Source organism: Clostridium sp. 1001283B150225_161107_B6, assembly GCF_015556325.1.
Taxonomy (GTDB): Bacteria; Bacillota; Clostridia; order Lachnospirales; family Lachnospiraceae; genus Enterocloster.
Map to the genome: position 1 here is coordinate 32,535 of NZ_JADNMD010000020.1, position 25,652 is coordinate 58,186.

Consider the following 25,652-nt stretch of genomic DNA (forward strand, 5'->3'; position numbering starts at 1 on the left):
GCGCGTTAAGACAGGGCCCATGACCATGGTATTCAGGATTTAGAAAGGATTTTCTTTATGAGCATACTGACAGCAAAACCCCTGTTTAACCCTCAGGGTGATACGGATATGAACAGCCGGAGGATGATTGGCGGAAACACTACCAACCTCAATGACTTTAATAATATGAAATATACCTGGGCCAGCAGCTGGTACCGCCAGGCCATGAACAATTTCTGGATTCCGGAGGAAATCAACCTCAGCGCGGATGTAAAGGATTATAAGAACCTGACTGCCCCGGAGCGCACTGCCTATGACAAGATTCTGAGTTTTCTGGTGTTTCTAGATTCCATCCAGACAGCCAACCTGCCATGTATTGCCCAGTATATCACTGCCAATGAGGTGAATCTGTGCCTCACCATACAGGGATTCCAGGAGGCGGTGCACAGCCAGAGCTACAGCTATATGCTGGATTCCATCTGCAGCCCGGTGGAGCGGGACCGGATATTGTACCAGTGGAAGGAGGATGAACACCTTCTGCGCCGCAATACCTTTATTGGAAATCTGTATAATGAATTCCAGGAGAAGAAAGACGATGTGACTCTTCTCAGGGTCATCATGGCCAATTATATTCTGGAGGGAATTTATTTCTACAGCGGCTTCATGTTCTTTTATAACCTGGGAAGGGGAGGCAAGATGCCCGGCAGCGTCCAGGAAATCCGCTACATCAACCGGGATGAGAACACCCATCTGTGGCTGTTCCGCAATATGATTGGGGAACTTAAGAAAGAGGAGCCCCGGTTATTTACGCCGGAGATGGTGAATATGCTTAAGTCCATGCTGGAGGAGGGGGTGGACCAGGAAATCCGGTGGGGATGCTATGTGATTGGCGACGATGTCCCGGGCCTGACCAGTGAAATGGTTACGGACTACATACGGTATCTGGGAAACCAGCGCTGGAGCGGACTGGGCTTTGGCACATTGTACGAGGGATATGGCCAGGAGCCGGAATCCATGAGATGGGTGAACCAGTATTCCAATGCAAATATGGTGAAAACAGACTTTTTTGAGGCAAAGAGCACGGCTTACGCAAAAAGTGCTGCCATTATTGATGATTTATAGATATGGGGGTATAATGGGGCAGGGATACGGGCGTGAACCGCAGCACCGGATGCCCGGTGCCCAATTATATGAGTAACAGGAGGAGCGAAAACGTGACAGGAGAAGAGGGGGACCGCAGGACCTGGGAGCTGGCAAGACAGCTGGTACAGATTGACAGCTCTGACCCGGGAGCCTATGAGGGCCAAATTGAACAGTGGATATATAAGTGGCTTGCAAATGAGATAGAGGAAAAGGCCGGAGGGCTTAAGAATCAGATTGAACTGGTTCAAAGGGAAGTGCTTCCGGGCCGCTTTAACCTTATGGCCCGCATACCGGGAAGGAAGGGTACAGCGGGAGGAGCAGCCGGAGAAACAGCCGGGGACTCTGCCCTTGTGTACATATGCCATATGGATACGGTGATGCTGGGAGAAGGATGGGAGGAAGAGACGCCTGCTCTGGGAGCAGTGGTAAAGGACGGCCGTATGTACGGAAGAGGGGCCTGCGACATGAAGTCGGGCCTGGCCTGCGCCCTGTCTGCGTTTTCGGCCATGGCTGAGCTGGCTGGAAGTACGGGGCAGCTTCCTGTGAGGCCCTTTGTATTCATTGGAACCGTGGATGAGGAGGATTTTATGCGGGGCGTGGAGTGCGCTGTCCGGGACGGCTGGGTGGGCCGGGAGGATTGGATTCTGGATACGGAGCCCACGGACGGCCAGATACAGGTGGCCCACAAGGGCCGGACATGGTTTGAGCTGACCATGGAAGGAATCACAGCCCATGCCAGCAATCCGTGGAAGGGAGCTGACGCCATTGCGGCCATGGCTGAGGCGGTCAGCTATATCAGGAAGGCCATTGGAAACTGTCCGGTCCATGAGGATTTGGGCATATCCACTGTGACCTTTGGACAGATAACAGGGGGATACCGACCCTATGTGGTGCCGGATTCCTGCAAGGTATGGATTGACATGCGTCTGGTTCCGCCCACAGATACCGCGGCAGCGAGGAATATAGTGGAGGAGGCTGTGAAGGCGGCAGAAGCTGAGATTGCGGGAGTCAGGGGCAGCTACCGCATCACGGGGGACCGTCCCTATGTGGAAAAGGACAGCAGCTCCCCGCTTCTGGTCAGCCTTAAGTCTGTCTGCGACCGCGTGACAGGGGCGGACACACATGTGGGGTCCTTTAACGGCTATACGGATACAGCGGTCATAGCCGGAACCCTGGGCAGCCATAACTGCATGTCCTATGGACCCGGCAGCCTGGAGCTGGCCCATAAGCCCAATGAGTATGTGCCGTATGAGGATGTATGCCGGTGCAGGCGTGTGCTTACCGAACTGGCACGGCAGGAGGCATTCTTTCCCTTTGCCTTTTAATGTCAAATGTGCTATAGTGTAACCAGTTTAAATCAAAGGAGAAATTGAGGATGAAAGATACTGCATTGGTAATCATGGCAGCCGGTATCGGAAGCCGTTTTGGCGGCGGAATCAAGCAGCTGGAGCCGGTGGGCCCGGGCGGTGAGATTATTATGGATTATTCAATCCACGATGCCATGGAAGCGGGATTTAATAAGGTCATATTCATTATCAGGAAAGACCTGGAAAAGGATTTTAAGGAAATCATAGGAAACAGGATAGAGAAGCTGATTCCTGTGGAGTATGCATACCAGGAACTGGAGGACCTTCCGGCCGGATATGAGGTGACACCCGGGAGGACCAAGCCATGGGGCACAGGCCAGGCAGTCCTGTCGGTAAAAGGGATGGTGGACGGCCCCTTCCTTGTGATTAATGCAGATGATTACTATGGGCGGGAAGGATTCCGCAAGATTCATGATTACATGGCAGAGCGTATGGACTCACAGTCCGATGTCTATGATATCTGCATGGGCGGTTTTGTGCTTTCAAACACACTGAGCGATAACGGCACGGTTACCAGAGGCGTGTGCCAGGTGGACGAACAGGGTATCCTGACCAATGTGACGGAGACCTATAACATCCAGATGAAGGAAGACGGACTGCATGCCACGGACGAGAGCGGCTCACCTGTGTCAATCAGCCCGTCCCAGCCGGTTTCCATGAACATGTGGGGGCTTCCTGCCGGCTTTGTCCAGGAGCTGGAGAATGGATTTCCTGCATTTTTAGACAGTCTGAAAGAAGGGGATATCAAGTCAGAATACCTTCTGCCTAAAATCATAGACAACCTGGTGCAGAATAAGAGGGCGAGAGTGACCGTCCTTGACACACCGGATAAATGGTTTGGGGTTACCTATAAGGAAGATAAGCAGGCCGTGACGGATGCCATCAGAGGTTTGATAGAAGCAGGGGTTTATAAGGAAAAGCTGTTTGAATAAGGAGATTTATAATCTGAAGATATAAATAATACAAAAGTAAATACAGCCCTACCGGAACATACCGGGAAGGCCCTGGTTTGGCCATAATATGGCGGCCAGGCTGGCAGGGACATGCGGATACTGTCAATCCGTGTGTCCTTTTTTCATGCATAATTTCAAATACCCAAGCCTATACTATAAAAACAGCCCACTTAAGCCGGGCGATGATTATAACATGTTTGGGTGGACAACTTAGCTATGAAATTATGGAAAACATTTAACGTACAGAGACGGGAAGACATATCTTATTATAATACATCAGAAGGTTTTGAGACAGAGGGTTTTGCCATGCATCTGGACCGGCTTATAAGGGAGGAGATGGCGGCCAAGGGAAAGGATGGAATCATGTTCCTTTGTATCGGCACAGACCGGTCCACCGGGGACAGCCTGGGCCCTCTGGTGGGACATATGCTGCGCAGCCGGAGGCTTAAGGGCGCAGCGGTCATCGGAACCCTTGATAAGCCGGTCCATGCCATGAACCTGGACCTGTATGCCAGATATATACGGCTTCATTATCCCGACTATGTGGTGGTGGCCATTGATGCTTCTGTGGGCAGTCTGGACCATGTGGGATATGCTACCCTGGGACGGGGAGCCCTTCAGCCCGGATTGGGCGTGTCCAAGGAACTGGAGGCCGTAGGCGACATAGCCATAACAGGAATCGTGGGCGGGGTGGGGAGCCGGGACCCGGTTATGCTCCAGAGCGTGCGCCTGTCCATGGTGATGAAGATGGCGGACTGCATTTGCGAAAGCATTTTTCTTGTCGAACGATTATGGGAAAATGCCGCCATAATATGACAAATTCTGCGCCGGGAATCTGCTATGCTTGTTTGGATTAAAAACAGCGGGGTGATTCTATGGGAGAATTATATGAACCCTTCCCTAAGCTGCCGAAGAACTTCCGGCAGATAGGTGAGAGGGACCAGGTTTTAAAATTGTATCTGGAAGATTATGTAAATACTTATTTAAAACGCCTCCAGCCGGCCAAGGGGGCTGATTTGCGTGTGGGGCTGCTTTTGGGAAGCAGGGAGACCCATGAAGACATACCTTTTGTTTTTGTGGACGGAGCCCTGGAGATGGATTCAGTCACCGAGGAAGGCGGTAAGGTGGTATTCACCGAGGACGCCTGGAAAAAGGCTTACCAGGATGTGGAGCAGATGTTTCCCAAGCGCACGGTCCAGGGATGGTTCCTATGCGCAGGGCCCGGCTGTACCTTAAGTCCCCTGACCTACTGGAAACAGCACAGCCAGTATTTTACGGGAAAGAACCAGCTTATGTATCTGAACTGCGGGCTGGAAGGTGAAGAAGCTGTTTACATAACATCCTCTGACGGATTTTATAAGCTGAGAGGATACAGCATATATTACGAGCGCAACCAGATGATGCAGGATTACATGATACTGCGCAAGGATGTGCCAAGGGCTGAGACAGGAGTGGATGATAAGGTCATCCAGAACTTTAAGCAGAAAATGGACGAGCGCAGAGTGGAGGCAGGGCGCCACCGGAGCACGGTGGGAGTGCTGTCAGGCCTGTGCAGCGTACTGGCGGTCACTGTACTGGCAGGCGGCGTGGCCATGTTCAACAACTACCAGAAAATGCACCAGATGGAAAGCGTCATTGCGTCCGTGGTGCCGGAAGGCAACATAAAGGACGGCCTGATGGCCTTTGCAGGAAAGGGCGGAGCCGAGAATCCCTCCGGAAAGGGCTGGTCCGCTGCGGACGAGCCTGATTATGTGATAGAGGAGGCGTCGGGAAAGGTATATCCCACCACGGCCCCGTCACCGGAAAACGGGAATGAGATGCCTGCCAAAGTGACTCCGGAGACACTGGCCCCGACACAGGGCAGTCCGGCGGGCTATGAAAATAACAGCCAGACGGGCGGAGCGGGCCAGGGAAGCAGCCAGACGGCCGGCACGGGCCAGGGAAGCAGCCAGGCGGGCGGAGCGGGCCAGGGAAGCAGCCAGACGGCCGGCACGGGCCAGGGAAGCGGCCAGGCGGGCGGAGCGGGCCAGGGCAGCGGACAGGCATCCGGCCAGGATGGATTCCAGCCTGAATCAGATTCAAAGGGCACTGGTCAGACTGAATCCGGCCAGAGCCAGGCAGCAGCGGAGACAAAGGCTCCGGCTGATGAGTCCACGCTTCCGCCGACAGGAGGAAGAGGGGACGGTGAGGACCAGACCGTGTCCGCGGCCAGCTATAAGGTCTATACTGTGGCGGACGGTGAGACATTGTATGGAATCTGTTTTAAACTGTATCATAACCTGCAGCATATAGATGAAATCTGCCGGGTCAACTCCCTGGCAGATGAAAATAATATATTTGCAGGTCAGAAGCTTCTGGTTCCGTAAGCACATGCCTGGAAACTTCTGGCGGAAAAAGATAATGCGTTTTATCCAAAATTGTTGTATACTATTGCATATACGCAAAAGACGAAATTTGGGAGAACGCAGGATGGGCAGTACCAGTTCAATGAGCCGTGAAAATAAAAAAAAGCAGCTGAAACGCCAGATTGTGCCTTCCGGCAGTCCCTTCCAGGACGAGGAGGACAGCCGGGAAATTGTCCATAAGGCGCACCGGCGCGTGGTCAGGAAGCGCCTGATTATCCTGGCTGTGTTCATTACCCTGGCAGCCATAGCAGCCCTGGTGCTGTTCCGGTATGACCGTTACCACACCTTTACGGACTACCAGACGGTCTGGGAACGGGACCTGGTGGCTGAAGCCCAGGAAGCAGCAGCCCAGGGTGAGGGAAGCTTCTGCGGGTACAGGGATTTCGGGGACGGAGTCCTTAAGTACACCAAGGACGGGGCAACCTATGTGGATGCCCAGGGCAAGGTGGTATGGATGCAGAGCTATGAGATGAAGTCCCCTGTTGTATCGGTTAACGGTGACTTTGTGGCAATCGGAGACCAGCAGGGCAACAGCATCTACATATGCGATAAAAGCGGGACCCAGGGACAGGCCACCACACTGCTGCCCGTATTGAGGGTCACGGTGTCCGCCAAGGGCGTGGTGGCTGCCCTTCAGGAGGATTCAAAGGCAAGCTATATCTATCTATATAAAAGGGACGGAACCTCCCTGGACATCATGGTCAAGTCGCTTCTGTCCGGCGACGGGTATCCGGTGGACTTAAGCCTGTCGCCTAACGGGACACAGCTTATCACATCCTATATGTATCTGGACCAGGGTATGATAAAGTGCAAGGTGGTATTTTATAATTTCGGCCTGGGCAAGAATGACCCCAACCGTGTGGTCGGCATATTTTTCCCAAAGGACCTGGGGGACGCCATGGCGGGAAGGGTAAGGTTTCTGGATGAAAGTCATTCCGTTATATTTACGGATAAGGGAATCCAGTTCTTTTCCACCAGGGTGGAGACATCTCCGGAGCTGGTGAGCCAGATTCCCGTGGAGGAGAATATCCGCAGCATCAGTTATACTCAGGACAAGGTCGGCCTTGTCACGGATAACGTGGAAGGCGGCGACCCTTATAGGCTGAAGCTTTACGATAAAGAGGGAAACCAGATATTTGAAAAGTCCTTTAACTATCAGTACACTGGATTTGATATTGACGGTGATTTGGTTCTTTTGTATAATGACAGTTCCTGCAAGGTCTACAATATGACAGGTACGGAGAAATACAACGGAACATTCGACTTTACCGTCAGCAAGGTATCCGCAGGAAGGTTCCCGGGAACCCTTCTGGTCATGGGACCGCAGAAGATGACGGAAATTAAGCTGCAGTGATGCAGGAATAAAAGCGGAAAGGAAGTATATACCATGGGGATGAAATGTATCGGAGTAGATGTAGGAGGAACTTCGGTAAAAATCGGTCTTTTTGAGACCACAGGAGAACTTTTGGACAAGTGGGAAGTAAAGACCCGTAAGGAGGAAGGCGGAAGGTATATCCTTCCTGATGTGGCACAGTCCATCCGGGCAAAGATGGAGGAAAAGGGTCTGAGCCTTAAGACGGATTTGGCCGGAATCGGGCTGGGAGTGCCCGGGCCGGTTCTGCCGGATGGATTCGTGGAGGTATGCGTGAATCTGGGATGGCGCCAGATGAATCCCCAGGAGGAACTCAGCAGCCTGCTGGACGGAGTTACTGTAAAGAGCGGAAATGACGCCAACGTTGCTGCACTGGGAGAGATGTGGCAGGGCGGAGGCAAAGGATATAAGGATTTGGTTATGATTACCCTTGGGACCGGCGTGGGCGGCGGCGTTATCATTGATGAGAAAATCATTGCCGGCCGTCACGGTCTGGGCGGAGAGATTGGCCACATTCACGTAAGGGATGAGGAGTGGGAGCACTGCAACTGCGGCGGAGTGGGCTGTGTGGAGCAGATTGGTTCAGCCACCGGCATTGCCAGGGAAGCCAGGAGGAAGATGGAGGCCAGCCATAAGCCCTCTGCTCTGCGGGAATTCGGCGGGAATGTCACGGCAAAGAATGTGCTGGATGCAGCCAAGGCAGGAGATGAGCTGGCCAACGAGGTAATGGATGTGGTGGGACGCTATCTGGGACTGGCATTATCCATGGCTGTCATGATTGTTGACCCGGAAATTTTTGTCATAGGCGGAGGCGTGTCCAAGGCAGGTCAGTTCCTGATTGATGTCATCCAGAAGCATTATGACTATTTTACTCCAATATCCAAACATAAAGGTAAGCTGGGGCTTGCCACCCTGGGAAATGACGCGGGCATATACGGGGCGGCAAGACTGGTGCTGTAGGACGTGTTCAGGATACCTTCCGGTGCATGCACTGCCGGATGTTTATGTTCATTAAAAAGGAGCAGGCACTGTGCCTGCTCCCTCTTTATCTTTTTGCCTGCTGACGCAACAGTCTGTTAATTGTAAAATAGCAGTCTATCCTATCCAGTGAGCCAGCTACATACCGGGAATCCATACGCCGGATTCATCCACCCAGCAGTTGTCAGGTGTGCGCGTGTTGGCATACATGGCTCCTGTGGAGGTATCCAGGTAATAGTGCTTACCATCTAATTCAATCCATCCTGTGACCATATACCCCTCTGGGTCGAAGTAGTACCACTGGCCGTCAATCTGCTGCCAGCTGGATACGGGGTAGGAACCGTCCGCATTGCTGTACCACCAGCGCTGGCCGTCCGCTGCTCTCTGCCAGGAGCCGGCCGTAGGCTGGGAATTGTCTGTGACAGCGTTGCCCAGGGCAGCGATGTCTGCCTCGCTTACGGTCCATGAGCCGGATGTGTTCCAGCTGCTCTTGGCGCTGTTGCTGGACTTGACGGAGCGGACCTTAAACTGATAGGTGCCCGGTGCCGTAATCTGGTCCTTGAAATTATAGGAGGTATTGTAGATATCCTTGATTTCACCTATGGCAGCCCCGTTTTTAATCAGCTGGGTCTGATAGTACTTGGCGTTTGAAACATCGTTCCAGGAACCGTTTCCATTATGAGCGGAATCCCATTGAAGGTTGGATGGGGCAGCAGCTGAGCTGGTATCAGCATCCTTGTCAAATATGAGCTGGACTGTAAGTATCAGAGTGGCATTGCTGTCCCTGCGCTTTGCGTTTACGAACTTAATCTTATCAAAACGGTATTTGCTGGAGGAACCTAAGGTCAGCTTAAAGTTGCTGGCAGAGGTATTGGTAAAATAATACTCCTCCTCGTCCTCCACGCCCAGGGTAATGTCCACCTGAGGCGGCTTGGAACTGCTCCAGGTGTCTCCGTCATCATTGGTGACCTCCCAGGAGTCCACATAATAGAGACTGGTATTGTCTCCGGTAGCAGTGACCTCCACGTCTCCGCCGTCCCGTCCCGTACGTATATCGGAGTCAATGGTGAGGTAAATCTTTCCCACCTTCTTCTTGCTTGCTGCCATGGCCGCAGGAGCCAGGACGGAAGAAATAAGGGAAGCAACTAACAATGCGGTGCCCACTTTTTTCCATGTAATCATGTCTGCCTGTCCTTTCTTTTTCAAATCATTTTGGAATGAATCATGTGTCTCTCCACTTATAACTATAGCACAATTTCCTGGCAAATGTCTTACGATATTATGAAGCATTCCTGTATTGTAAAATATTGCCAGGCACGCAGATTTTTTTAAAGACTGGTGGAACGGGGCAGCGAAAAAATGAACTCGGTTCCCACGCCTTCCGTGCTGACCACGTCAATGTTCTCGCCGTGGGCCTGTATGATTTCCTTTACAATGGACAGTCCCAGTCCGGTGCCTTTTTTATCCTTGCCCCGGGACAAATCAGTCTTATAAAAACGTTCCCAGATTTTCTTTAAGCTGTCCTTGGGAATACCGATTCCCGTGTCCTTTACTGAAATAAATATCTTTTCATACCGTCCCGATGCCTGGATGTAGATGGTGGAATCGTGATGGCTGAATTTGATGGCGTTGTCTATGAGATTGTACATGACCTGCTGTATTTTTCCCAGGTCGGCAAAAACCATCTGGATGTCATCTGAGAAGGTGAGCTCAAATCTTACATTCTTTGACTCGCAGGTGCCCTCAAAGGAGGCCGCCGTATCCTTTATCACACGGTTGATGTCGAAATTGGTCCTGGATAGATAGCCTTTTGCATCCAGGGAGTTGAGGGTGAGCATGCTTTCTGTCAGCTTATGAAGGCGCTCTGTCTCGGATATGACCCTGGACAGGTATTTTTCATACATATCAGCCGGTATGGTGCCGTCCAGGATGGCTTCCAGATATCCCTTGATGGAAGTCAGGGGAGAACGGAAATCATGGGATACATTGGCGATGAAATTTTTCTGGTATTCCTCCATTTTATTCAGCTCATCGGACATGTAATTCAGGGTATCGGAGAGATAGCCCATCTCATCGTGGGTCTTAACGTCAATCCGGTAATCCAGGTTTCCGGCCGCATATTCATTGGCGCCCACTGTAATCTTGCGCAGGGGCAGGTACACGGTCTGGGTAAACACCAGAAGGATAATGAGGGACAGGCCGAACAGGACTGCGGATGTGATGTAAAGTATGCTTAAGATGCCGTTCTGGGACTGGTTGATTTCGCTGATAGGAAGGTGAATCAGCACATAGCCGTAGGTGTTGTAATTTCCTGTAATGGGGGCTGATACGCTGAGTACATTCCCGTTAAACATCCCGTAGTAATCCCCTATGGTATAGGACCGGTTCCCAATGGACGCAGGGTCAAAGTCGCTGATGCTGGACTGGACCCGGGTACCGCCCAGACTGTCCATGACCACGGTGCCCTGGCGGTTGACCACCCATATCTCTGCCCTTAGGTAGTGGGACAGCGCCCGTATTTGGGTGGAAACCTCCTCGGAATCCAGGCGTTTCCCCTGATACATGGTGCTGCATGACGAGGCAATGATATTTGCCTCGTCATATAGGGCGTCCGCCTTACTCTGAACCAGATAGTCGCGGGTCATTTTGGATGAAAATGTGGCAATGGCGATAAAACCCAGAAGACCGAAAATCAGATATCCCAGTATGAATTTGGAATAAAGAGAACGGGTCATCGTTTCACCTCGAATTTATAGCCGATTCCCCAGACCGTGGTAATGGCCCAGCTGTTGTGGTCTTTTATCTTTTCCCGCAGACGTTTGATATGTACATCCACGGTGCGGGTATCCCCGATGTATTCATAGCCCCAGATATGGTCCAGAAGCTGTTCCCTGGTAAATACCTGGTTGGGGGAGGCCGCCAGGAAGTACAGAAGCTCCAGCTCCTTTGGCGGCATCTCCACGGAATGGCCCATGTAGATAACGGAATAATTGGTAAGGTTTACAATCAAATCCGGGTACTCCACGTATTCGCCCTGCTGCTCAGTGGACGATGGGGCCGGGGCCGGAGCTGCCTGGTAACGGCGCAGCACTGCCTTGACACGGGCTACCAGCTCCTTGGAATCAAAGGGTTTAATCATATAATCATCCGCCCCCAGTTCCAGCCCCAGTACCTTGTCGAAAATCTCTCCCTTTGCGGACAACATGATGACCGGCACCTGGGAGGAAGCGCGAAGCTCCCTGCACACCTGATAACCGTCCATACCCGGAAGCATCAGGTCCAGCAGTACCAGGTTGGGCCTGAATTCCGGAAATACCTTAAGGGCTTCCTCGCCGTCCCCCACAATCATTGTCTCATAACACTCTTTCATCAGGTAGAGGGAGATTAATTCTGCAATATTTGCATCATCATCCACAATCAGAATCCTCTGCTTCTCTGCCATGCTTTTGTTCCTCCTTGCTGCTGGTTTCTACTTAAATGTCACAACGGTTACGCCTGAATCACCTTCTCCGAACTGGCCCAGGCGGAATTCCTTTACATATTTGAGCTGGCGCAGGCGCTTGTGACAGGCGTTTTTAAGCGCTCCGGTGCCCCGGCCGTGGACCACACGCACGGTCTGCAGATGGGCCAGATAGGCATCGTCCAGATATTTTTCCATGGCAGGCACTGCCTCGTCCACTGTCATTCCTATGAGGTTGACCTCGGCAGATATGGTAGAGGATTTGGACATCTTAATCTGGCTGCTGCCGCTGCCCTTGCTCTTGGCGGTCTTTCCGCCGTAGCTCAGGGAGCTTCCGTCTCCCAGGGTGGCGCTAATATCCTTCTCATTCAGAAGCTCCAAATCCCTGATGTTTACCAGGGAACGGAGAATACCCATCTGTACATACAAATCCCCCCTGGCATTGGGAAGGGTGCTTACGGTGCCTTTCAGGTTCATGGACAGCACCTTGACGCCGTCCCCTATTTTCAGTTTCTTGGGTGAAATGGGCTGGCTGGGTCCCTTGGGCTTCACGGCCAGCTTTTCATCTGTTTTCTTCAGCTGGTCCCTGAGCCTGGCCCGTTCAGCTTCCAGTTCCCTGCCCACGCCTGAACTGGCGGCCAGCCTGTTAATCTGCTTAATGGTCTGGTCCGCTGTCTCCTTGGCCTCCCGCAGGATGCGCTGGGCTTCCTCGGTGGCATTTTTAAGAATCTTATCCTTGCGCTCGTCCAGACGCTCTTCCTTCTGGGTCAGACGGTTCTTCAGGGAGGCTATTTCATCCTTATAGGCATTGATTTCAGCCTGCTCCTTCTCAATGGTCAGCCGGCTGGATTCCAGGCTGGTCAGCAGGTCCTCAAAGGATTCATCCTTGGCCTCCAGATGGGATTTTGCATCGTCAATGATATAGCCTGGGAGCCCCAGCTTCTGGGAAATGGCAAAAGCATTGCTCTTGCCGGGAATACCGATGAGTAACCGGTAAGTGGGCTGCAGGGTTTCCACATTGAATTCACAGCATGCGTTTTCCACTCCGGGCGTGCTGAGTGCAAATACCTTCAGTTCGCTGTAATGGGTGGTGGCCATGGTGCGGCACTTCATGTTGTGCAGGAAGGAGAGAATGGCAATGGCCAGGGCGGCTCCTTCTGTTGGGTCCGTACCCGCACCCAGCTCGTCAAAAAGACAGAGGGACCGGGAATCGGCTTCATTTAAAATGCGCACAATATTAGTCATATGGGCAGAAAAGGTACTTAAGCTCTGCTCAATGCTCTGTTCATCCCCAATGTCGGCAAATACTTCGTCGAACACAGCCAGCTCCGAGCCTTCCCATGCAGGGATGTGAAGCCCGGACTGCCCCATAAGGGTAAACAGGCCAACTGTTTTTAAGGACACGGTCTTGCCGCCTGTATTTGGGCCGGTGACAATCAGCAGGTCGAATTCCTTTCCCAGCCATACATTGGTAGGGACAACGGTCTGGGGATTCAAAAGGGGATGGCGTCCGTCCTTGATATGGATGTAGCCTCTGTTATTGAACACAGGGGCGCTGCACTTATAATGGCGGGCCAGTCCGGCCTTGGCAAATATAAAGTCCAGCTGTGCCAGAAGCTCCATGTCCATGCGCAGCTCTTCGGTATAGGGCGCTGCCTGGTTGCTTAAGGAGGCCAGGACTGCTTCGATTTCCTTTTGCTCCTGTATTTCCAGCTCACGCATCTCATTGTTCAGCTTGATGATGGCCATTGGCTCGATGAAAAGGGTGGAGCCTGTGGCGGACTGGTCATGGACCATGCCGGATACCTGGTTTTTGTACTCTGACTTAACCGGCAGACAGTACCGCCCGTCCCTCATGGTGATGACCGCGTCCTGCAGATAGGAACGGTTGGAGTTGAGGATGGAGTTCAGCTGGGTGTGGATGCGGTCAGCGGTCACCTTCATGGAACGGCGCACATGGGATAATCCCGGACTGGCATCATCCGCCACCTCGTCCTCGGAAAGGATGCAGCGTTTGATTTCGCTGTTCAGGGGGGTCAGGGGTTCCAGCCCCGCAAACAGGGGCTCCAGGGAGTCAAAATCATCCTCCGCCTGGCCGTTTCCCCTTCCGTCCTCATCGCCGTCATGGCGTCCGTAGGCCTTGGCCCTGGCTGCCACGGTCAGGAGGGAGCTCATGGAGAGAAGCTCGGGTATGCTTAAGGAACTGCCGATATCCAGCCGCTTCAGGGAGTCTCCAATGTCCCTGATGCCGGAAAATGACACGGAACCCTTAAGACGGATTCGTGTCACTGCATCCGTGGTTTGCGCCTGCCAGGTGCGCACTTCTTCCAAATCAGAGGAAGGGGAGAGGTTCCGGCAGAGGGCCTTTCCAAGGGGAGAGGCCGCGTATTCGGTCAGCTGGTTTATGATTTTATCGTATTCTAAAGTTTTTAACGCTTTCTGATTCATTGATTTCACCTGTGTTTTTCGTAAAAATGCTGGATTTAAAAGGACTTTTTCCCAAAAGCCGACATTTAAATTATACCATAAAAATCGATATTTACTATCTTTTTTACTATCTTTTCATATATAAAATCTTGCATAATACTGGGAAGAAACGTATAATAGAGGGTAAGAGTCTTCGCAAGGAGGAGTACTATGGCGGATAAACGTGCTGACCAGCATAGAGATTTAGACCGGCAGGACCAGACTCCGGACAAGTCCCATCGCTTTATCAATGAGAAGATTGTCCGGCAGCCCATGACCCGGAGGCAGATTGCCCGGAAAATCCTGCTGACCATTTTTTGTGCCGTTCTGTTTGGCGTGTTGTCGGCCATCTGTTTTGTGGTGAGCAAACCCATGGCGGAAAGGATTTTAGGCCAGGAGACTCCTGAGGAGAGCAGCCAGATTACCATACCAAAGGATGAGCCGGAAACAACGGCTGCCGTGGCGGCGGAGACAGAGCCCACAGAGCCGGCCATGACCGAGGCAGTGGATGAGATGGTGCGCTCCGAGATGGAGAAATACCGCTATTCCATTGATGATTTAAATAAACTGTACAGCAACCTCCGCACCATTGCCAGCGACGCGGACGACAGTCTGGTGGTGGTCCATTCCATCCAGCATGAGAAGGACTGGTTTGACAATCCCATCGAGACATCGGGACAGTTCTCCGGGGTGGTTATAGCCAGGACACGCACCGAGATTCTGATTCTCACGCCGGACAAGGCCGTGGAGGCAGCTGATTCCATTGAGGTGGCATTCCCGGACGGAACCATGATGGCTGGAATTGTGAAGCAGAGCGATACCATTATGGGATTGTCCGTGGTCAGTGTGGACGCGGCCCAGATGGACAGCGAGCAGTTTAAAAAGGTGGAGGCCATCAAGCTGGGCAACTCTTACGGAGTGAAGCAGGGCGACATGGTGGTGGCCATCGGTGCGCCGGCCGGTATTGTCCATTCCAGCGATTACGGAAACATATCCTATGTGGTGCGCAATGTCCATACGGTGGACGGCAGTTCCAGGGTGTTCTATACCAGCGCCAGCGGTGATGCGGAGGCTGGAACCTTTCTCCTGAACACTTCAGGCGAGCTCATTGGATGGGTTACGGACAAGTACGACGAGGATGGTGTCTGCAGGATGACCACAGTGGTGGCCATATCAGATTATAAAGGCATATTGGAAATGATGAGCAACGGTATTCCGGCCCCGTACTTCGGCATCAAGGGCCAGGAAGTGAGCCAGGCCATGGCGGACAGCGGAATGCCTTCCGGTATCTATGTGATATCGGCAGTGACAGACGGCCCTGCGTACAATGCAGGCATACAGCCAGGGGACATCATCACCTGGATGAACGGCGAGAAGGTAGGAAGCCTGAAGGATTTCCAGAACCAGGTGGAAGGCTTACACGCAGGCGATAAGATTAAGGTGGCGGTTCTGAGAAACGGCAAGGATGAATATAAGGAAATTGAGTTTACAGTAACAGTTGGAGCCAGGTAGCGGCTGGAGGTCCGGAGAGATTGGGCCATGAGGCAATCAGAGCCAGGCGGCAATGGAAGCAGGGAAATGTATGAAGTCAGGCAAAGAGGCCAGGCAGCGTTGACGCCTGGCTGCGTTGTTGTCAGGGGCTTGATTGACAGTGTTATAAATGGGTTTATTAATAGGTTTATAAAATAGAAAGATGAGGAAAAAAGAGCATGAGATATATTGACACCTTCAGGGAAGGTATGCACATTGCAGATGTGTACCTGTGTAAAAACAAGCAGATTGCCCTGACTAAGAACGGCAAGGAATACGGCAATCTGGTGATGCAGGACAAGACAGGTACCATTGACGCCAAAATATGGGATTTGGGTTCCCCGGGAGTGGGGGAATTTGAGACCATGGATTACGTTCATGTGGAGGCGGACGTGACCCTGTTCCAGAATTCCTTCCAGTTGAATGTGCGCCGGATTCGCAGGGCCCAGGAGGGCGAGTATATGGAAGCAGATTACCTGCCGGTGTCAAAGAAGGATATAAAAAATATGTACGAGGAGCTTCTGGGCTACATAAAAAGTGTGAAGAATCCTTACCTTCAGAAGCTGCTGTGCAGTTACTTTGTGGAGGATGCGGCATTTGCAAAGGCATTCCAGTTTCATTCCGCGGCCAAGACCGTGCATCACGGATTTGTGGGCGGTTTGCTGGAACACACGCTCAGCGTAACAAAATTGTGCGATTACTACGCCGGATACTATCCGATGCTGAACCGTGATTTGCTGCTGACAGCAGCTATTTTCCACGATATCGGTAAGACCAGGGAACTTTCACGCTTCCCGGAGAATGACTATACTGACGATGGACAGCTTCTGGGCCATATCATCATCGGTACGGAGATGGTAGGAGAAAGCATCCGCTCCATACCAGGATTCCCGGAAAAGCTGTCCACAGAGCTTAAGCACTGCATACTGGCTCATCACGGGGAATTAGAGTACGGCTCACCCAAGAAGCCTGCGCTTTTGGAGGCACTGGCCCTTAATTTTGCCGATAATACGGATGCCAAGATGGAGACCATGATAGAGGCGCTGCAGTCCGGCGGTGAGAATAAAGGATGGCTGGGATATAACCGGCTGTTGGAGTCTAATATCAGGAAAACAACGGAATAGAACGTTGGCGCTGGTTGATAAAGAGAAATAACAGGACCGAATAAATAAGGCTGAAAACATTTAGTTTGGGTACGGGATTGCAGGATTGTCCTTGACCAGTGTGTTTTCAGCCTTTTGTGATAATGGGGCGGGATGGAAGAACTATATTGGCGTGATGGGGCAGCGCAGAGCAGCAGTAGAGAGCAGCAGCAGATTATAATAACAGATTGAATGACAGGACAGGTGAAAGGGTATGGAAAAGAATCAGGAATTTATTGTGACAATAGAGGATATGAATGAGGACGGAGCAGGCGTGGGGAAATTGGATGGCTACATCTGGTTTGTCAAGGACGCAGTGATTGGCGATGTGGTGCGGGCAAAGGCCATAAAGATGAAGAAATCCTATGGATTTGCCAGACTGATGGAGGTATTGGAGCCATCCGGGTCCCGAGTGGCACCTCCATGCCCGGTGGCAAGGCAATGCGGGGGCTGTCAGCTTCAGGCCATGAGCTATGAGGAGCAGTTGAAATTCAAAGAGCGCAAGGTGATGAATAATCTGATGCGTATTGGCGGATTTGCTGAGGATGAGATTCATATGCTGCCGATTATGGGGATGGAGGAACCGTGGAGATACAGGAATAAGGCTCAGTTCCCATTTGGAAGGGACAAGGACGGAAACGTGATTGCCGGCTTTTATGCCGGGCGGACCCATGCCATCATTGAGTCCGAAGACTGTTTGCTGGGAGTTGAGGAAAACAGGGACATTCTGAATATAGTAAAACGCTTTATGGAGGAAATGAAGATTGAACCTTATGATGAGACATCGCATAAGGGATTGGTGCGCCATGTCCTGATTCGGAAGGGTTTTAAAACGGGTGAGATAATGGTCTGTCTGGTAATCAACGGAAAGAAGCTGCCCGGAGGGAAACGCCTGGTGGAGATGCTGTGCGGGGGCGACAGGCGTGAGAGAAAAGGAGAGAAAGTAAAGAGGGAGGAAATACAGGGGCATGGGATAAAAGGCATGACCAGTATTTCTTATAGTGTAAATCAGGAGAGAACAAATATAATTATGGGGAAAGAGATAGTAAATCTCTATGGACCCGGGTTTATTACAGATTACATTGGAAATGTGAAATATCAGATATCTCCCCTTTCCTTTTATCAGGTAAACCCTGTACAGACAGAACGGCTTTACGGCACAGCGCTGGAGTATGCCGGGCTTACAGGGGATGAGACTGTCTGGGATTTGTATTGTGGAATTGGCACTATTTCTCTGTTCCTGGCCCAAAAGGCGGGAAAGGTGTACGGCGTGGAAGTTGTGCCTCAGGCCATAGAGGACGCCAGGAGAAATGCGGAAATTAACGGCATAAATAATGCGGAATTTTTTGCGGGAAAGGCAGAAGAAGTACTGCCGGAACAGTTTGAGAAAAATAAGGTCCACGCGGATGTGATTGTGGTGGACCCCCCAAGAAAAGGATGCGATGCGGTCTGCCTGGATACCATACTTAAGATGAGGCCGGAACGGGTGGTTTATGTGAGCTGCGACTCAGCTACACTGGCCAGGGATTTAAGGTATTTGGCAGATGGGGGGTATGAGGTGGTGCGGGTTAGGTGTTGTGATATGTTTCCTGGGACGGTGCATGTGGAGACTGTGGTGTTGATACAAAGAAAAGATACCTAGAAATCCTTGAATTTACGCACTTTGTGACATTTTTCAGTTTCAATAAAATCTGTGAAAATCATAAGGAAAAGATACTTGTGAAGAAAGTAACCGTAGTTGTGGCATTAGACCTCGATACGGGGAACACAAAAAATCCTGACAATGAAAGTGAATAGTGGACTATCAGATATATTGATAGATTATAGGGATACTTGAATGAGAGTGTCCCTATTTTTTATATTAGGGCATTCCAATAATGGAGTGCCTTTTCAATTTCAAAACAGGAGGAAAAAAGAATGAGTAGTACAGCGTTAGGAGCAGAGAAAGCGAAAAAGATTATTTTTATCAGTGATGGACATGAGAAATTCTACTATGAGAAATTGAAAGAGGTCAGGTATCAGGACGTGTACCACAAAGCACTTGTATATTGTCTTGGTATCAGCAATGACACAAGAAGGAACATTAAAAGCATTTATGATTTTAAGACAGGCTGTGTAAAAACGGAATGCCTGCACGAAGGCTGGCAGACCAGCGGGAGTGTAAAAGTAGTTAGGATGGCGTTCAACCTTTATTGCAATGGTACGCCGAGTGTTCTTGATTACGATGATGCGGAGGAACAGGTAGACGAGTGCAAACTTTATACAGTGGAGGAATTATTCTGCTGTGCCTATGCACCCTATTTTTGGCAGGCGATACAGATCAGGTATCCGGAATACGCAACCTATAACCACAGTCTGTACGCCATGTTTGGAGGACAGGATTGATGTTAAAAGTCAGGCTAATGGGAACAAAGAATGATATTAACTGGTTCGGTAAGATTTTGCGGAGAAATCCCAAAATTGAGGTGACGGAGTTTTCCGATTTATTCTCAAATAAGGGAACAAAGAAATATTACCGGGCTTATGTGGAAGTTAAGAAAAGCAATGTAAAAGAAGAACAGTAGATAGCAAAGGAGAATGGAATCATGTGTAAAATAATCGCAATCGCAAACCAAAAAGGCGGTGTCGGCAAGACCACCACCACAAGCAACTTAGGAATCGGACTGGCAAAACAGGGAAAGAAAGTGCTGCTGATTGATGCGGATGCACAGGGCAGTCTGACAGCGAGTTTAGGATATACAGAACCGGATACTCTGGAAGTCACGCTTGCAACTATTATGGGGGATTTAATCAATGATGAAGAAGTAGAGCCGACAGAAGGTATCCTGCACCATGAGGAAGGGATAGACCTTATGCCGGGAAATATTGAATTGTCCGGTCTGGAAGTTTCCCTTGTGAATGTTATGAGCCGGGAAATGATATTAAGGTCGTACATAGAGATAGTCAGGGAGAATTACGATTATATCCTGATAGACTGTATGCCTTCGCTCGGCATGATTACCATAAATGCCCTTGCCTGTGCCGACAGCATTTTGATACCCGTACAGGCGGCGTATCTGCCCGTTAAAGGCTTACAGCAGCTCATTAAGACGGTTGGCAAGGTAAAGCGGAAGATGAACCCGAAACTGGAGATTGAGGGCATACTGCTGACAATGGTAGACAGCCGGACGAATTATGCAAAGGACATTAGCTCCATGCTGAAGGACGCTTATGGAAGCAGCGTAAGGATATTTACGAATATTATCCCCATTTCGGTAAGGGCGGCGGAGATTTCTGCGGAGGGTGTCAGCATTTACAAGCATGATCCAAAAGGGAAAGTAGCGGCGGCTTATGATTCTCTGACAAAGGAGGTGCTTGCAGATGGGCAGTAATAAGAGAGCTGGAAGCGCATCAAAAGTCAGGATAGATAAATTTGAGGATTTATTCGGCGGTTCTGCGGAACAGGAAAGCTCCGCAGAGCAGATTATCAACGCACCTCTTACAGACCTGCATACGTTCAAAGACCACCCTTTCCGGGTGGAAGATGATGAGAAGATGGAGGAAACAACGGAGAGTATCCGCCAGTACGGGGTGCTTGTTCCGGGCATTGCAAGACCGAGGGAGGGCGGCGGCTATGAAATCATAGCCGGACACCGCCGGAAACGTGGTTCAGAGCTTGCCGGAAAGAAGGAAATGCCTGTGATTGTCCGTAATTACACCGATGATGAAGCGACGATTATCATGGTGGATTCCAACATTCAGAGGGAGGACATCTTACCAAGCGAAAAGGCAAGAGCCTATAAGATGAAGTACGAAGCGATGAAGCATCAGGGAAAAAAGTCAGGGAAGAATACCCTTGATGAAGTCGGGGAAGCTGCCGGGGAAAATGCAAAAAAGGTTCAGCGGTATATCTGGCTTTCCCGGCTGTCGGAAGAACTTCTTGCTATGGTAGACAGTAAAAAACTCGGCTTTTCACAGGGGGTGGATATTTCTTTTCTGACAGAGGAAGCGCAGCAATGGGTACAGGCTGTCATAGAGGAAAAAAGCTGCAATATCAGCATGGTACAGTCGGCAAAAATCAAGGAATATGGCAAGACCGGGGAGCTTACCCTTGCAATGGTGCGCCTGATACTGACGGAGGAAAAGCCGAAGGAACGCAAGGTGACACTGAAAGCGGATAAAATCAGCAAATATTTTGCGGAGGATTACAGCAGTGAGGAAATAGAGGGCATCATCATTCAGCTATTGGATGAATGGAAGAAAAAACAATAGAGGGGAGGTGCATCAGCGTGGATGGCACGATAAAATTTGACTATTATTATGGCATCGAAGCGGAACAGTTTTCCTTTTACAGAGTTCCAAGACTGCTGATAAAAGACGCAAGGTTTAAAGAGTTGTCCAGCGATGCAAAGCTCCTTTATGGTCTGATGCTTGACAGGCTGGCATTGTCAATCAAGAATGGCTGGCTTGACGAAGAAAACAGGGTGTATATCCATTACACGCTGGATAACATAATGGAGGATTTGGGATGTGCAAGGGAAAAATGTGCAAAGGTGATTGCGGAGCTTGACAGCAAAAAAGGGATTGGTCTGATCGAGAAGAAAAGGCAGGGGTTGGGCAAGCCGGACATTATCTATGTGAAGAATTTTGCGACATTGGATGCCGGGAAAGAGCCGGAAAAGCCGGATAATGCTGACAGTTCCGCAGAAGTTCGGAAACCGAACTTCAAGAGGTTCGATAATCAAACTTCAAGAAGTTCGGAAATCGAACTTCAAGAAATTCGGAAACCGAACTTGCAGGAGTTCGGAAATCAAACTTCAAGAGGTTCGGAAACCGAACTTGCGGAAGTTCGGGAATCGAACCCTAATTATAACAATACTAATTATACTAATTTGAGTTATACCAATCCTATCAATCAATCGGATAGAGAAACAGAAAAACAAGAACCGGGTAAGCTGGATGATGATATGATTGATGTGATGGATGATGCCACTGCCTACATGGAAATCATCAAGGAAAATATTGAGTATGAGCATCACATGAAATACGGTGATTGGAGCGATAAGGGATTGTATGAGGAACTGTATGAGGTAATCTGCGAGATTGTGTGCGTGAAGCGCAGGACGGTAAAGGTCAATGGGGAAGATTACCCTTATGAGCTTGTAAAATCAAAGTTCCTAAAGCTGAACAGCTCCCATTTGGAGTATGTCATTGGATGCATGAAGGAAACCACAACTAAGATAACCAATATCAGGGCATACATGGTGACTGCACTCTACAATGCACCCAATACCATGAACCACTATTACCAGCAGTTGGTACAACATGATATGTATGGCGGCGGGTGGGAAGAAAAAGGAATGTTTCAGTCTAAAGCGGAAGGAGATGGATAAATGGAATCCATGAGGGATATTGACCGGGCAATGGAACGGGAGATAGCAAAGGGGAGCTGCCCGTTAAGGTTTGTGAAGATAGATTTCAGCGATTCCCCTTATCAGGAGATTGCATCAAGGGAAAAGCTGTTAGAGGTGCTGTCCTACCTGTTGAGGACTGGCGATTATGGCAGGTTTGCCGGAAAAGGGACGGGGAATAATGTTTACATGGATATGAAAGGCAAAAAGGCTGCTTTTAAGCGTACCCATTTTTTTATTGACCGGAATAACATATTTTCCGCAATCCGCAGGTATGGGAAGAAAATAAAGCCGGATTTTGACGGGCATACTTATCTGGAAACAGTGCGGTGCTGTTTTGGACTGCCGGAAGGGGAACAGGAAAAGTATCGGGTAACGTATGACGGGCAGGAAACATTTGCTTTGCCTATGTCAGATAAATATATCCTCGGACTTTATACGCACTGTATCTCGGCAAGGCGGGCAGTGCCGGAGGATATGGATATTCCAAGCACAGGCTTTTCAGAAAAAGAACGGGGCATTGCCAGTCTGGAGGGAGTGCGTGATGTACTGTTCCAGTGCCTTTTGTTTGACACGATAAAATGTGGGGAGGGTATGCTATATGCTGACCTCTGCACGATTTACTGTTTAAAATAAAATAGATAACTTTTGGACTTTTTGTCCAGAAGTGGATTAGGAGGAGCATCTATGGCAGAAAAATATATTACGGAAGAACAGCGGGCAGGATGCCGGAAGGTTGCGGATGCGTTCGCAGAACTGTATGAGCTGACCGATGTGGTGGTGGCGGATGCCGGGCGGTTCGGGTTTGTCCGTCTGCAATGGTTCAGCGAGGGAGAAGGATTTGATTCTGCGATGGCTTTTTCGGACAGTATGGAACTGTTTGAGGAACTGTGGCGGATATGGTATGAGCATGAAGTATTAACGCCTGTGTTGGGAACACCGCTTGCGGAGCTGGATTATGACGAGATATTCCAGACGCTTTCTAAAGACAGGCAGGAGGAAATACTGGAAAAAAAGAAATATTTTATTTCCCGGTGTGAGGATGCTTTCGGCTAAGAAAGAGATATTTTTGACCATTCCGGAATGTTTTTTGTTACAATAGAACGTATCAGGATAAAGGAGTGGTGTGTTTGGGAAACAGGAAGCGACTGAAAAGGGCGGACAGGACATATAAAGATTTAAAGCAGAAACAGAAAGCGAAGATAGCGGACGGTATGTTTGAAAAGACCTGTGATTATTACAGGGAGCATGGAAAGCTGCCGGAAGGAGAGGAATGTGAGAAGATTGCAGGACAGATTTACCAGAGGGTAAAGGGGATAGCGGAAAAGACTTCCTTTGATGAAATATACAGCCTGTATCTTTACCGGCTTCCACGCTATGAAGTGCGGATAGCGGAGAACGGGATTCCCGAAAAGAAGAAAGATGATGCGGATAAGCCAAAAGTGAAGCGGAAAGGCATGAGCAAAAAGGTATGCCCGAACTGCGGCAGGAAGATGAAACAGCAGTTTATTGGCTTGCAGCACTGTAAATGCGGCATGAGCTGGAAGAAGGATATAGGATATTTTGAGCGTACAGAGGATATGGTCTTTGCTCTGGAACGCAGGAAAGTAGGGAAAAAGACGAAACAGTGTCCGGTGATCTGGTACAGATAAATTGAATATGGGAAACAGCGTAAGGGCAGTTATAGACCGGAAACAGCGGTTTGTAGCTGCCCTTTTTGTGTTTATGGAACTTTTGGACTTTTTGTCCAGAAGTGGAAAGGAGAACTTATGAAATATCTGATTCACAGGCTGTACGTCCCACCCTGACGGGGGTACAGCAATAAAGAAGAAGGAGGAAAACCATGCAGGAGGAAGTGACACAAAAAACGATTGCCCTTGTGTTTAAATCTTCCCGGCTGACTACCGACGTGCTGAAAAAGGCAATGAAGATGTATCTGGAACACCGGAAACAGGGAAAACAGGCATCACATGGGAAAATGGCAGTGAAAGATCTGGTCGGTCAGGGTATGGGTGCTTCGAGCATTGAGGTGACGGATAACAACATCAAGTCTTTTGAGAAAGTGGCAAAAAAATACAACGTGGATTTTGCTGTGAAAAAAGATAAGACGGTTGCACCGCCGAAGTACATGGTATTTTTCAAGGGCAAGGATGCCGACGTGATTACGCAGGCATTTAAGGAATTTGTAAAAGTTAATGAGAAAAAGCATGACCGCATCTCCGTAAAGGAGAAGCTGGCGGAGTTCCGGGAGCAGTTAGGGAAAGACAAAAACCGGGAGCGGGCAAGGGAACACCAGAAGGACAGGGGGCAGTCATTATGAGTAAAATCGTAGAAGGCATTGCCAAAGACCTAAAATCCATTCCCGAAAAGCTCAAGACAAAGACAGGGAATGTGGATAAAAAGAAACTTCTCCTTATGAACCTGCCGTATGTGCTTGCCGGGTATTTCTGCGACAAAATAGCGTGGCTGTGGCGGGTATCGCCGGGGCAGGACGCTTCCGCAAAGATGATGGCGGTCATGGCGGGAATGGAGGACTTATTTTCTAACCCGTTACCGAGTTTTTACCCAAAAGATTTGCTGATAGGAGCAGGGTGCGGCGTTGCGCTCCGTCTTGTGGTGTATTTCAAAGCCAAAAATGCCAAGAAATTCCGGCATGGAATGGAGTACGGCTCTGCAAGGTGGGGAAACGCAAAGGATATAGAGCCTTATGTCGATCCGGTCTTTGAGAACAATGTGCTGCTTACAGAAACGGAAAGGCTGATGATGTCAGGCAGACCAAGACAGCCGAAGTATGCGAGGAATAAAAATATCCTTGTTATCGGCGGCTCCGGTTCCGGCAAGACAAGATTTTTTGTAAAACCGAACCTGATGCAGATGCACTCAAGCTATGTTGTCACTGATCCGAAAGGTACGATCCTGGTCGAATGCGGAAAAATGCTCTTAAAGAACAATTACCGGGTAAAAGTGCTGAATACCATTAACTTCAAGAAGTCCATGCACTACAATCCTCTCGTTTATATCCGGAGCGAGAAGGACATTTTGAAACTTGTAAACACAATTATTTTAAACACCAAAGGAGAGGGACAGCAATCCGGCGAGGATTTCTGGGTGAAAGCCGAAAAGCTCTACTATACCGCACTGATCGGGTACATCTGGTATGAGTGCGTGGAGGAAGAACAGAATTTTACCACCCTGCTTGACATGATAAATGCAAGTGAAGCGAGGGAGGATGACGAGGAATTTAAAAATCCCGTTGATTTGATGTTTGATGAGCTGGAGGAAAGAGAGCCGGAGCATTTTGCAGTCAAGCAGTATAAAAAATACAAACTGGCGGCAGGCAAGACAGCGAAAAGTATCTTAATTAGCTGTGGCGCACGTTTAGCGCCCTTTGACAGTGCAGCGACACGTTGTCGCATACAAACTCTGCGTGGGATTTTCCTGCAAAGAGGTAAAAGTGACGGAAAGGC

At 49.9% G+C, this 25,652-nt stretch carries 24 protein-coding genes; 20 read left to right on the forward strand and 4 right to left on the reverse strand.

What is annotated here, in order from left to right; translation table 11 throughout:
• Positions 1-57 precede the first annotated feature (57 nt).
• From I2H39_RS28180 to I2H39_RS28210, 7 genes are all read left to right on the forward strand, one after another.
• On the forward strand, positions 58-1,101 hold the full coding sequence (locus I2H39_RS28180; protein ID WP_138306414.1) for a ribonucleotide-diphosphate reductase subunit beta: 1,044 nt from the start codon (positions 58-60) through the stop codon (positions 1,099-1,101).
• A gap of 68 nt (positions 1,102-1,169) precedes the next feature.
• Positions 1,170-2,447: a M20 family metallopeptidase gene (locus tag I2H39_RS28185; protein WP_195628059.1), complete on the forward strand. Its 1,278-nt coding sequence runs from the start codon at positions 1,170-1,172 to the stop codon at positions 2,445-2,447.
• A gap of 50 nt (positions 2,448-2,497) precedes the next feature.
• On the forward strand, positions 2,498-3,421 hold the full coding sequence (locus tag I2H39_RS28190) for a sugar phosphate nucleotidyltransferase (RefSeq protein ID WP_195628060.1): 924 nt from the start codon (positions 2,498-2,500) through the stop codon (positions 3,419-3,421).
• Positions 3,422-3,658: 237 nt separating this feature from the next.
• Positions 3,659-4,258 (forward strand): spore protease YyaC, encoded by a 600-nt coding sequence (yyaC, locus tag I2H39_RS28195; protein ID WP_330641100.1) that lies wholly within the window; start codon positions 3,659-3,661, stop codon positions 4,256-4,258.
• Positions 4,259-4,317: 59 nt separating this feature from the next.
• Positions 4,318-5,808, forward strand: a complete 1,491-nt coding sequence (locus I2H39_RS28200) for a LysM domain-containing protein (protein WP_195628061.1) — start codon at positions 4,318-4,320, stop codon at positions 5,806-5,808.
• Between the two features lie 103 nt (positions 5,809-5,911).
• Positions 5,912-7,201 carry a DUF5711 family protein gene (locus I2H39_RS28205; protein ID WP_195628062.1) on the forward strand — a complete coding sequence of 430 codons (1,290 nt, stop codon included), beginning with the start codon at positions 5,912-5,914 and terminating at the stop codon, positions 7,199-7,201.
• Between the two features lie 33 nt (positions 7,202-7,234).
• Positions 7,235-8,179, forward strand: a complete 945-nt coding sequence (locus tag I2H39_RS28210; RefSeq protein ID WP_138306419.1) for an ROK family glucokinase — start codon at positions 7,235-7,237, stop codon at positions 8,177-8,179.
• Positions 8,180-8,335: 156 nt separating this feature from the next.
• Here the strand turns inward: I2H39_RS28210 and I2H39_RS28215 are convergent, their stop codons facing one another.
• From I2H39_RS28215 to I2H39_RS28230, 4 genes are all read right to left on the reverse strand, one after another.
• A complete protein-coding gene (locus I2H39_RS28215; protein WP_195628063.1) occupies positions 8,336-9,379 on the reverse strand; it encodes a hypothetical protein in 1,044 nt (347 codons plus the stop codon).
• Between the two features lie 146 nt (positions 9,380-9,525).
• Positions 9,526-10,932, reverse strand: coding sequence for a sensor histidine kinase (locus I2H39_RS28220; protein WP_138306421.1), 1,407 nt, complete (start codon positions 10,930-10,932; stop codon positions 9,526-9,528).
• Positions 10,929-11,639 carry a response regulator transcription factor gene (locus I2H39_RS28225; protein ID WP_138306422.1) on the reverse strand — a complete coding sequence of 237 codons (711 nt, stop codon included), beginning with the start codon at positions 11,637-11,639 and terminating at the stop codon, positions 10,929-10,931. The genes I2H39_RS28220 and I2H39_RS28225 overlap by 4 nt, the downstream gene beginning before the upstream one ends.
• Positions 11,640-11,666: 27 nt before the next feature.
• On the reverse strand, positions 11,667-14,105 hold the full coding sequence (locus I2H39_RS28230) for an endonuclease MutS2 (RefSeq protein ID WP_138306423.1): 2,439 nt from the start codon (positions 14,103-14,105) through the stop codon (positions 11,667-11,669).
• A gap of 189 nt (positions 14,106-14,294) precedes the next feature.
• On the opposite strand from I2H39_RS28230, the gene I2H39_RS28235 reads away from it, so the two are divergent.
• The 13 genes from I2H39_RS28235 to I2H39_RS28295 form a co-directional block, all read left to right on the forward strand.
• Positions 14,295-15,635, forward strand: a complete 1,341-nt coding sequence (locus I2H39_RS28235) for a S1C family serine protease (protein WP_138306424.1) — start codon at positions 14,295-14,297, stop codon at positions 15,633-15,635.
• 197 nt (positions 15,636-15,832) lie between these two features.
• Positions 15,833-16,777 carry an HD domain-containing protein gene (locus tag I2H39_RS28240; protein WP_138306425.1) on the forward strand — a complete coding sequence of 315 codons (945 nt, stop codon included), beginning with the start codon at positions 15,833-15,835 and terminating at the stop codon, positions 16,775-16,777.
• A 232-nt stretch (positions 16,778-17,009) separates the two neighbouring features.
• Positions 17,010-18,437: a 23S rRNA (uracil(1939)-C(5))-methyltransferase RlmD gene (gene rlmD / locus I2H39_RS28245; protein ID WP_195628064.1), complete on the forward strand. Its 1,428-nt coding sequence runs from the start codon at positions 17,010-17,012 to the stop codon at positions 18,435-18,437.
• Positions 18,438-18,712: 275 nt separating this feature from the next.
• Positions 18,713-19,180: a DUF6075 family protein gene (locus I2H39_RS28250; RefSeq protein WP_195628065.1), complete on the forward strand. Its 468-nt coding sequence runs from the start codon at positions 18,713-18,715 to the stop codon at positions 19,178-19,180.
• Positions 19,180-19,359: a hypothetical protein gene (locus tag I2H39_RS28255; protein ID WP_073282853.1), complete on the forward strand. Its 180-nt coding sequence runs from the start codon at positions 19,180-19,182 to the stop codon at positions 19,357-19,359. Before I2H39_RS28250 ends, I2H39_RS28255 begins: the two co-directional genes overlap by 1 nt.
• 21 nt (positions 19,360-19,380) lie before the next feature.
• Positions 19,381-20,166 carry an AAA family ATPase gene (locus I2H39_RS28260; protein WP_002584774.1) on the forward strand — a complete coding sequence of 262 codons (786 nt, stop codon included), beginning with the start codon at positions 19,381-19,383 and terminating at the stop codon, positions 20,164-20,166.
• Entirely contained in the window at positions 20,156-21,046 is an 891-nt protein-coding gene (locus I2H39_RS28265; RefSeq protein ID WP_195628066.1) for a ParB/RepB/Spo0J family partition protein, read from the forward strand. Before I2H39_RS28260 ends, I2H39_RS28265 begins: the two co-directional genes overlap by 11 nt.
• Complete coding sequence (locus I2H39_RS28270) at positions 21,028-22,167, forward strand: DUF6017 domain-containing protein (RefSeq protein WP_207747017.1); 1,140 nt, start codon at positions 21,028-21,030, stop codon at positions 22,165-22,167. Before I2H39_RS28265 ends, I2H39_RS28270 begins: the two co-directional genes overlap by 19 nt.
• Entirely contained in the window at positions 22,168-22,821 is a 654-nt protein-coding gene (locus I2H39_RS28275) for a hypothetical protein (RefSeq protein WP_195628068.1), read from the forward strand. It begins immediately after the preceding gene.
• A 51-nt stretch (positions 22,822-22,872) separates the two neighbouring features.
• Positions 22,873-23,241 carry a hypothetical protein gene (locus tag I2H39_RS28280; RefSeq protein ID WP_195628069.1) on the forward strand — a complete coding sequence of 123 codons (369 nt, stop codon included), beginning with the start codon at positions 22,873-22,875 and terminating at the stop codon, positions 23,239-23,241.
• A gap of 74 nt (positions 23,242-23,315) precedes the next feature.
• Positions 23,316-23,837: a hypothetical protein gene (locus I2H39_RS28285; RefSeq protein ID WP_195628070.1), complete on the forward strand. Its 522-nt coding sequence runs from the start codon at positions 23,316-23,318 to the stop codon at positions 23,835-23,837.
• A 191-nt stretch (positions 23,838-24,028) separates the two neighbouring features.
• Positions 24,029-24,505, forward strand: a complete 477-nt coding sequence (locus I2H39_RS28290; RefSeq protein WP_195628071.1) for a PcfB family protein — start codon at positions 24,029-24,031, stop codon at positions 24,503-24,505.
• Positions 24,502-25,652 (forward strand): VirD4-like conjugal transfer protein, CD1115 family (locus tag I2H39_RS28295; protein ID WP_243281853.1); only part of this gene is annotated, 1,151 nt, incomplete at its 3' end. The genes I2H39_RS28290 and I2H39_RS28295, both read left to right, overlap by 4 nt.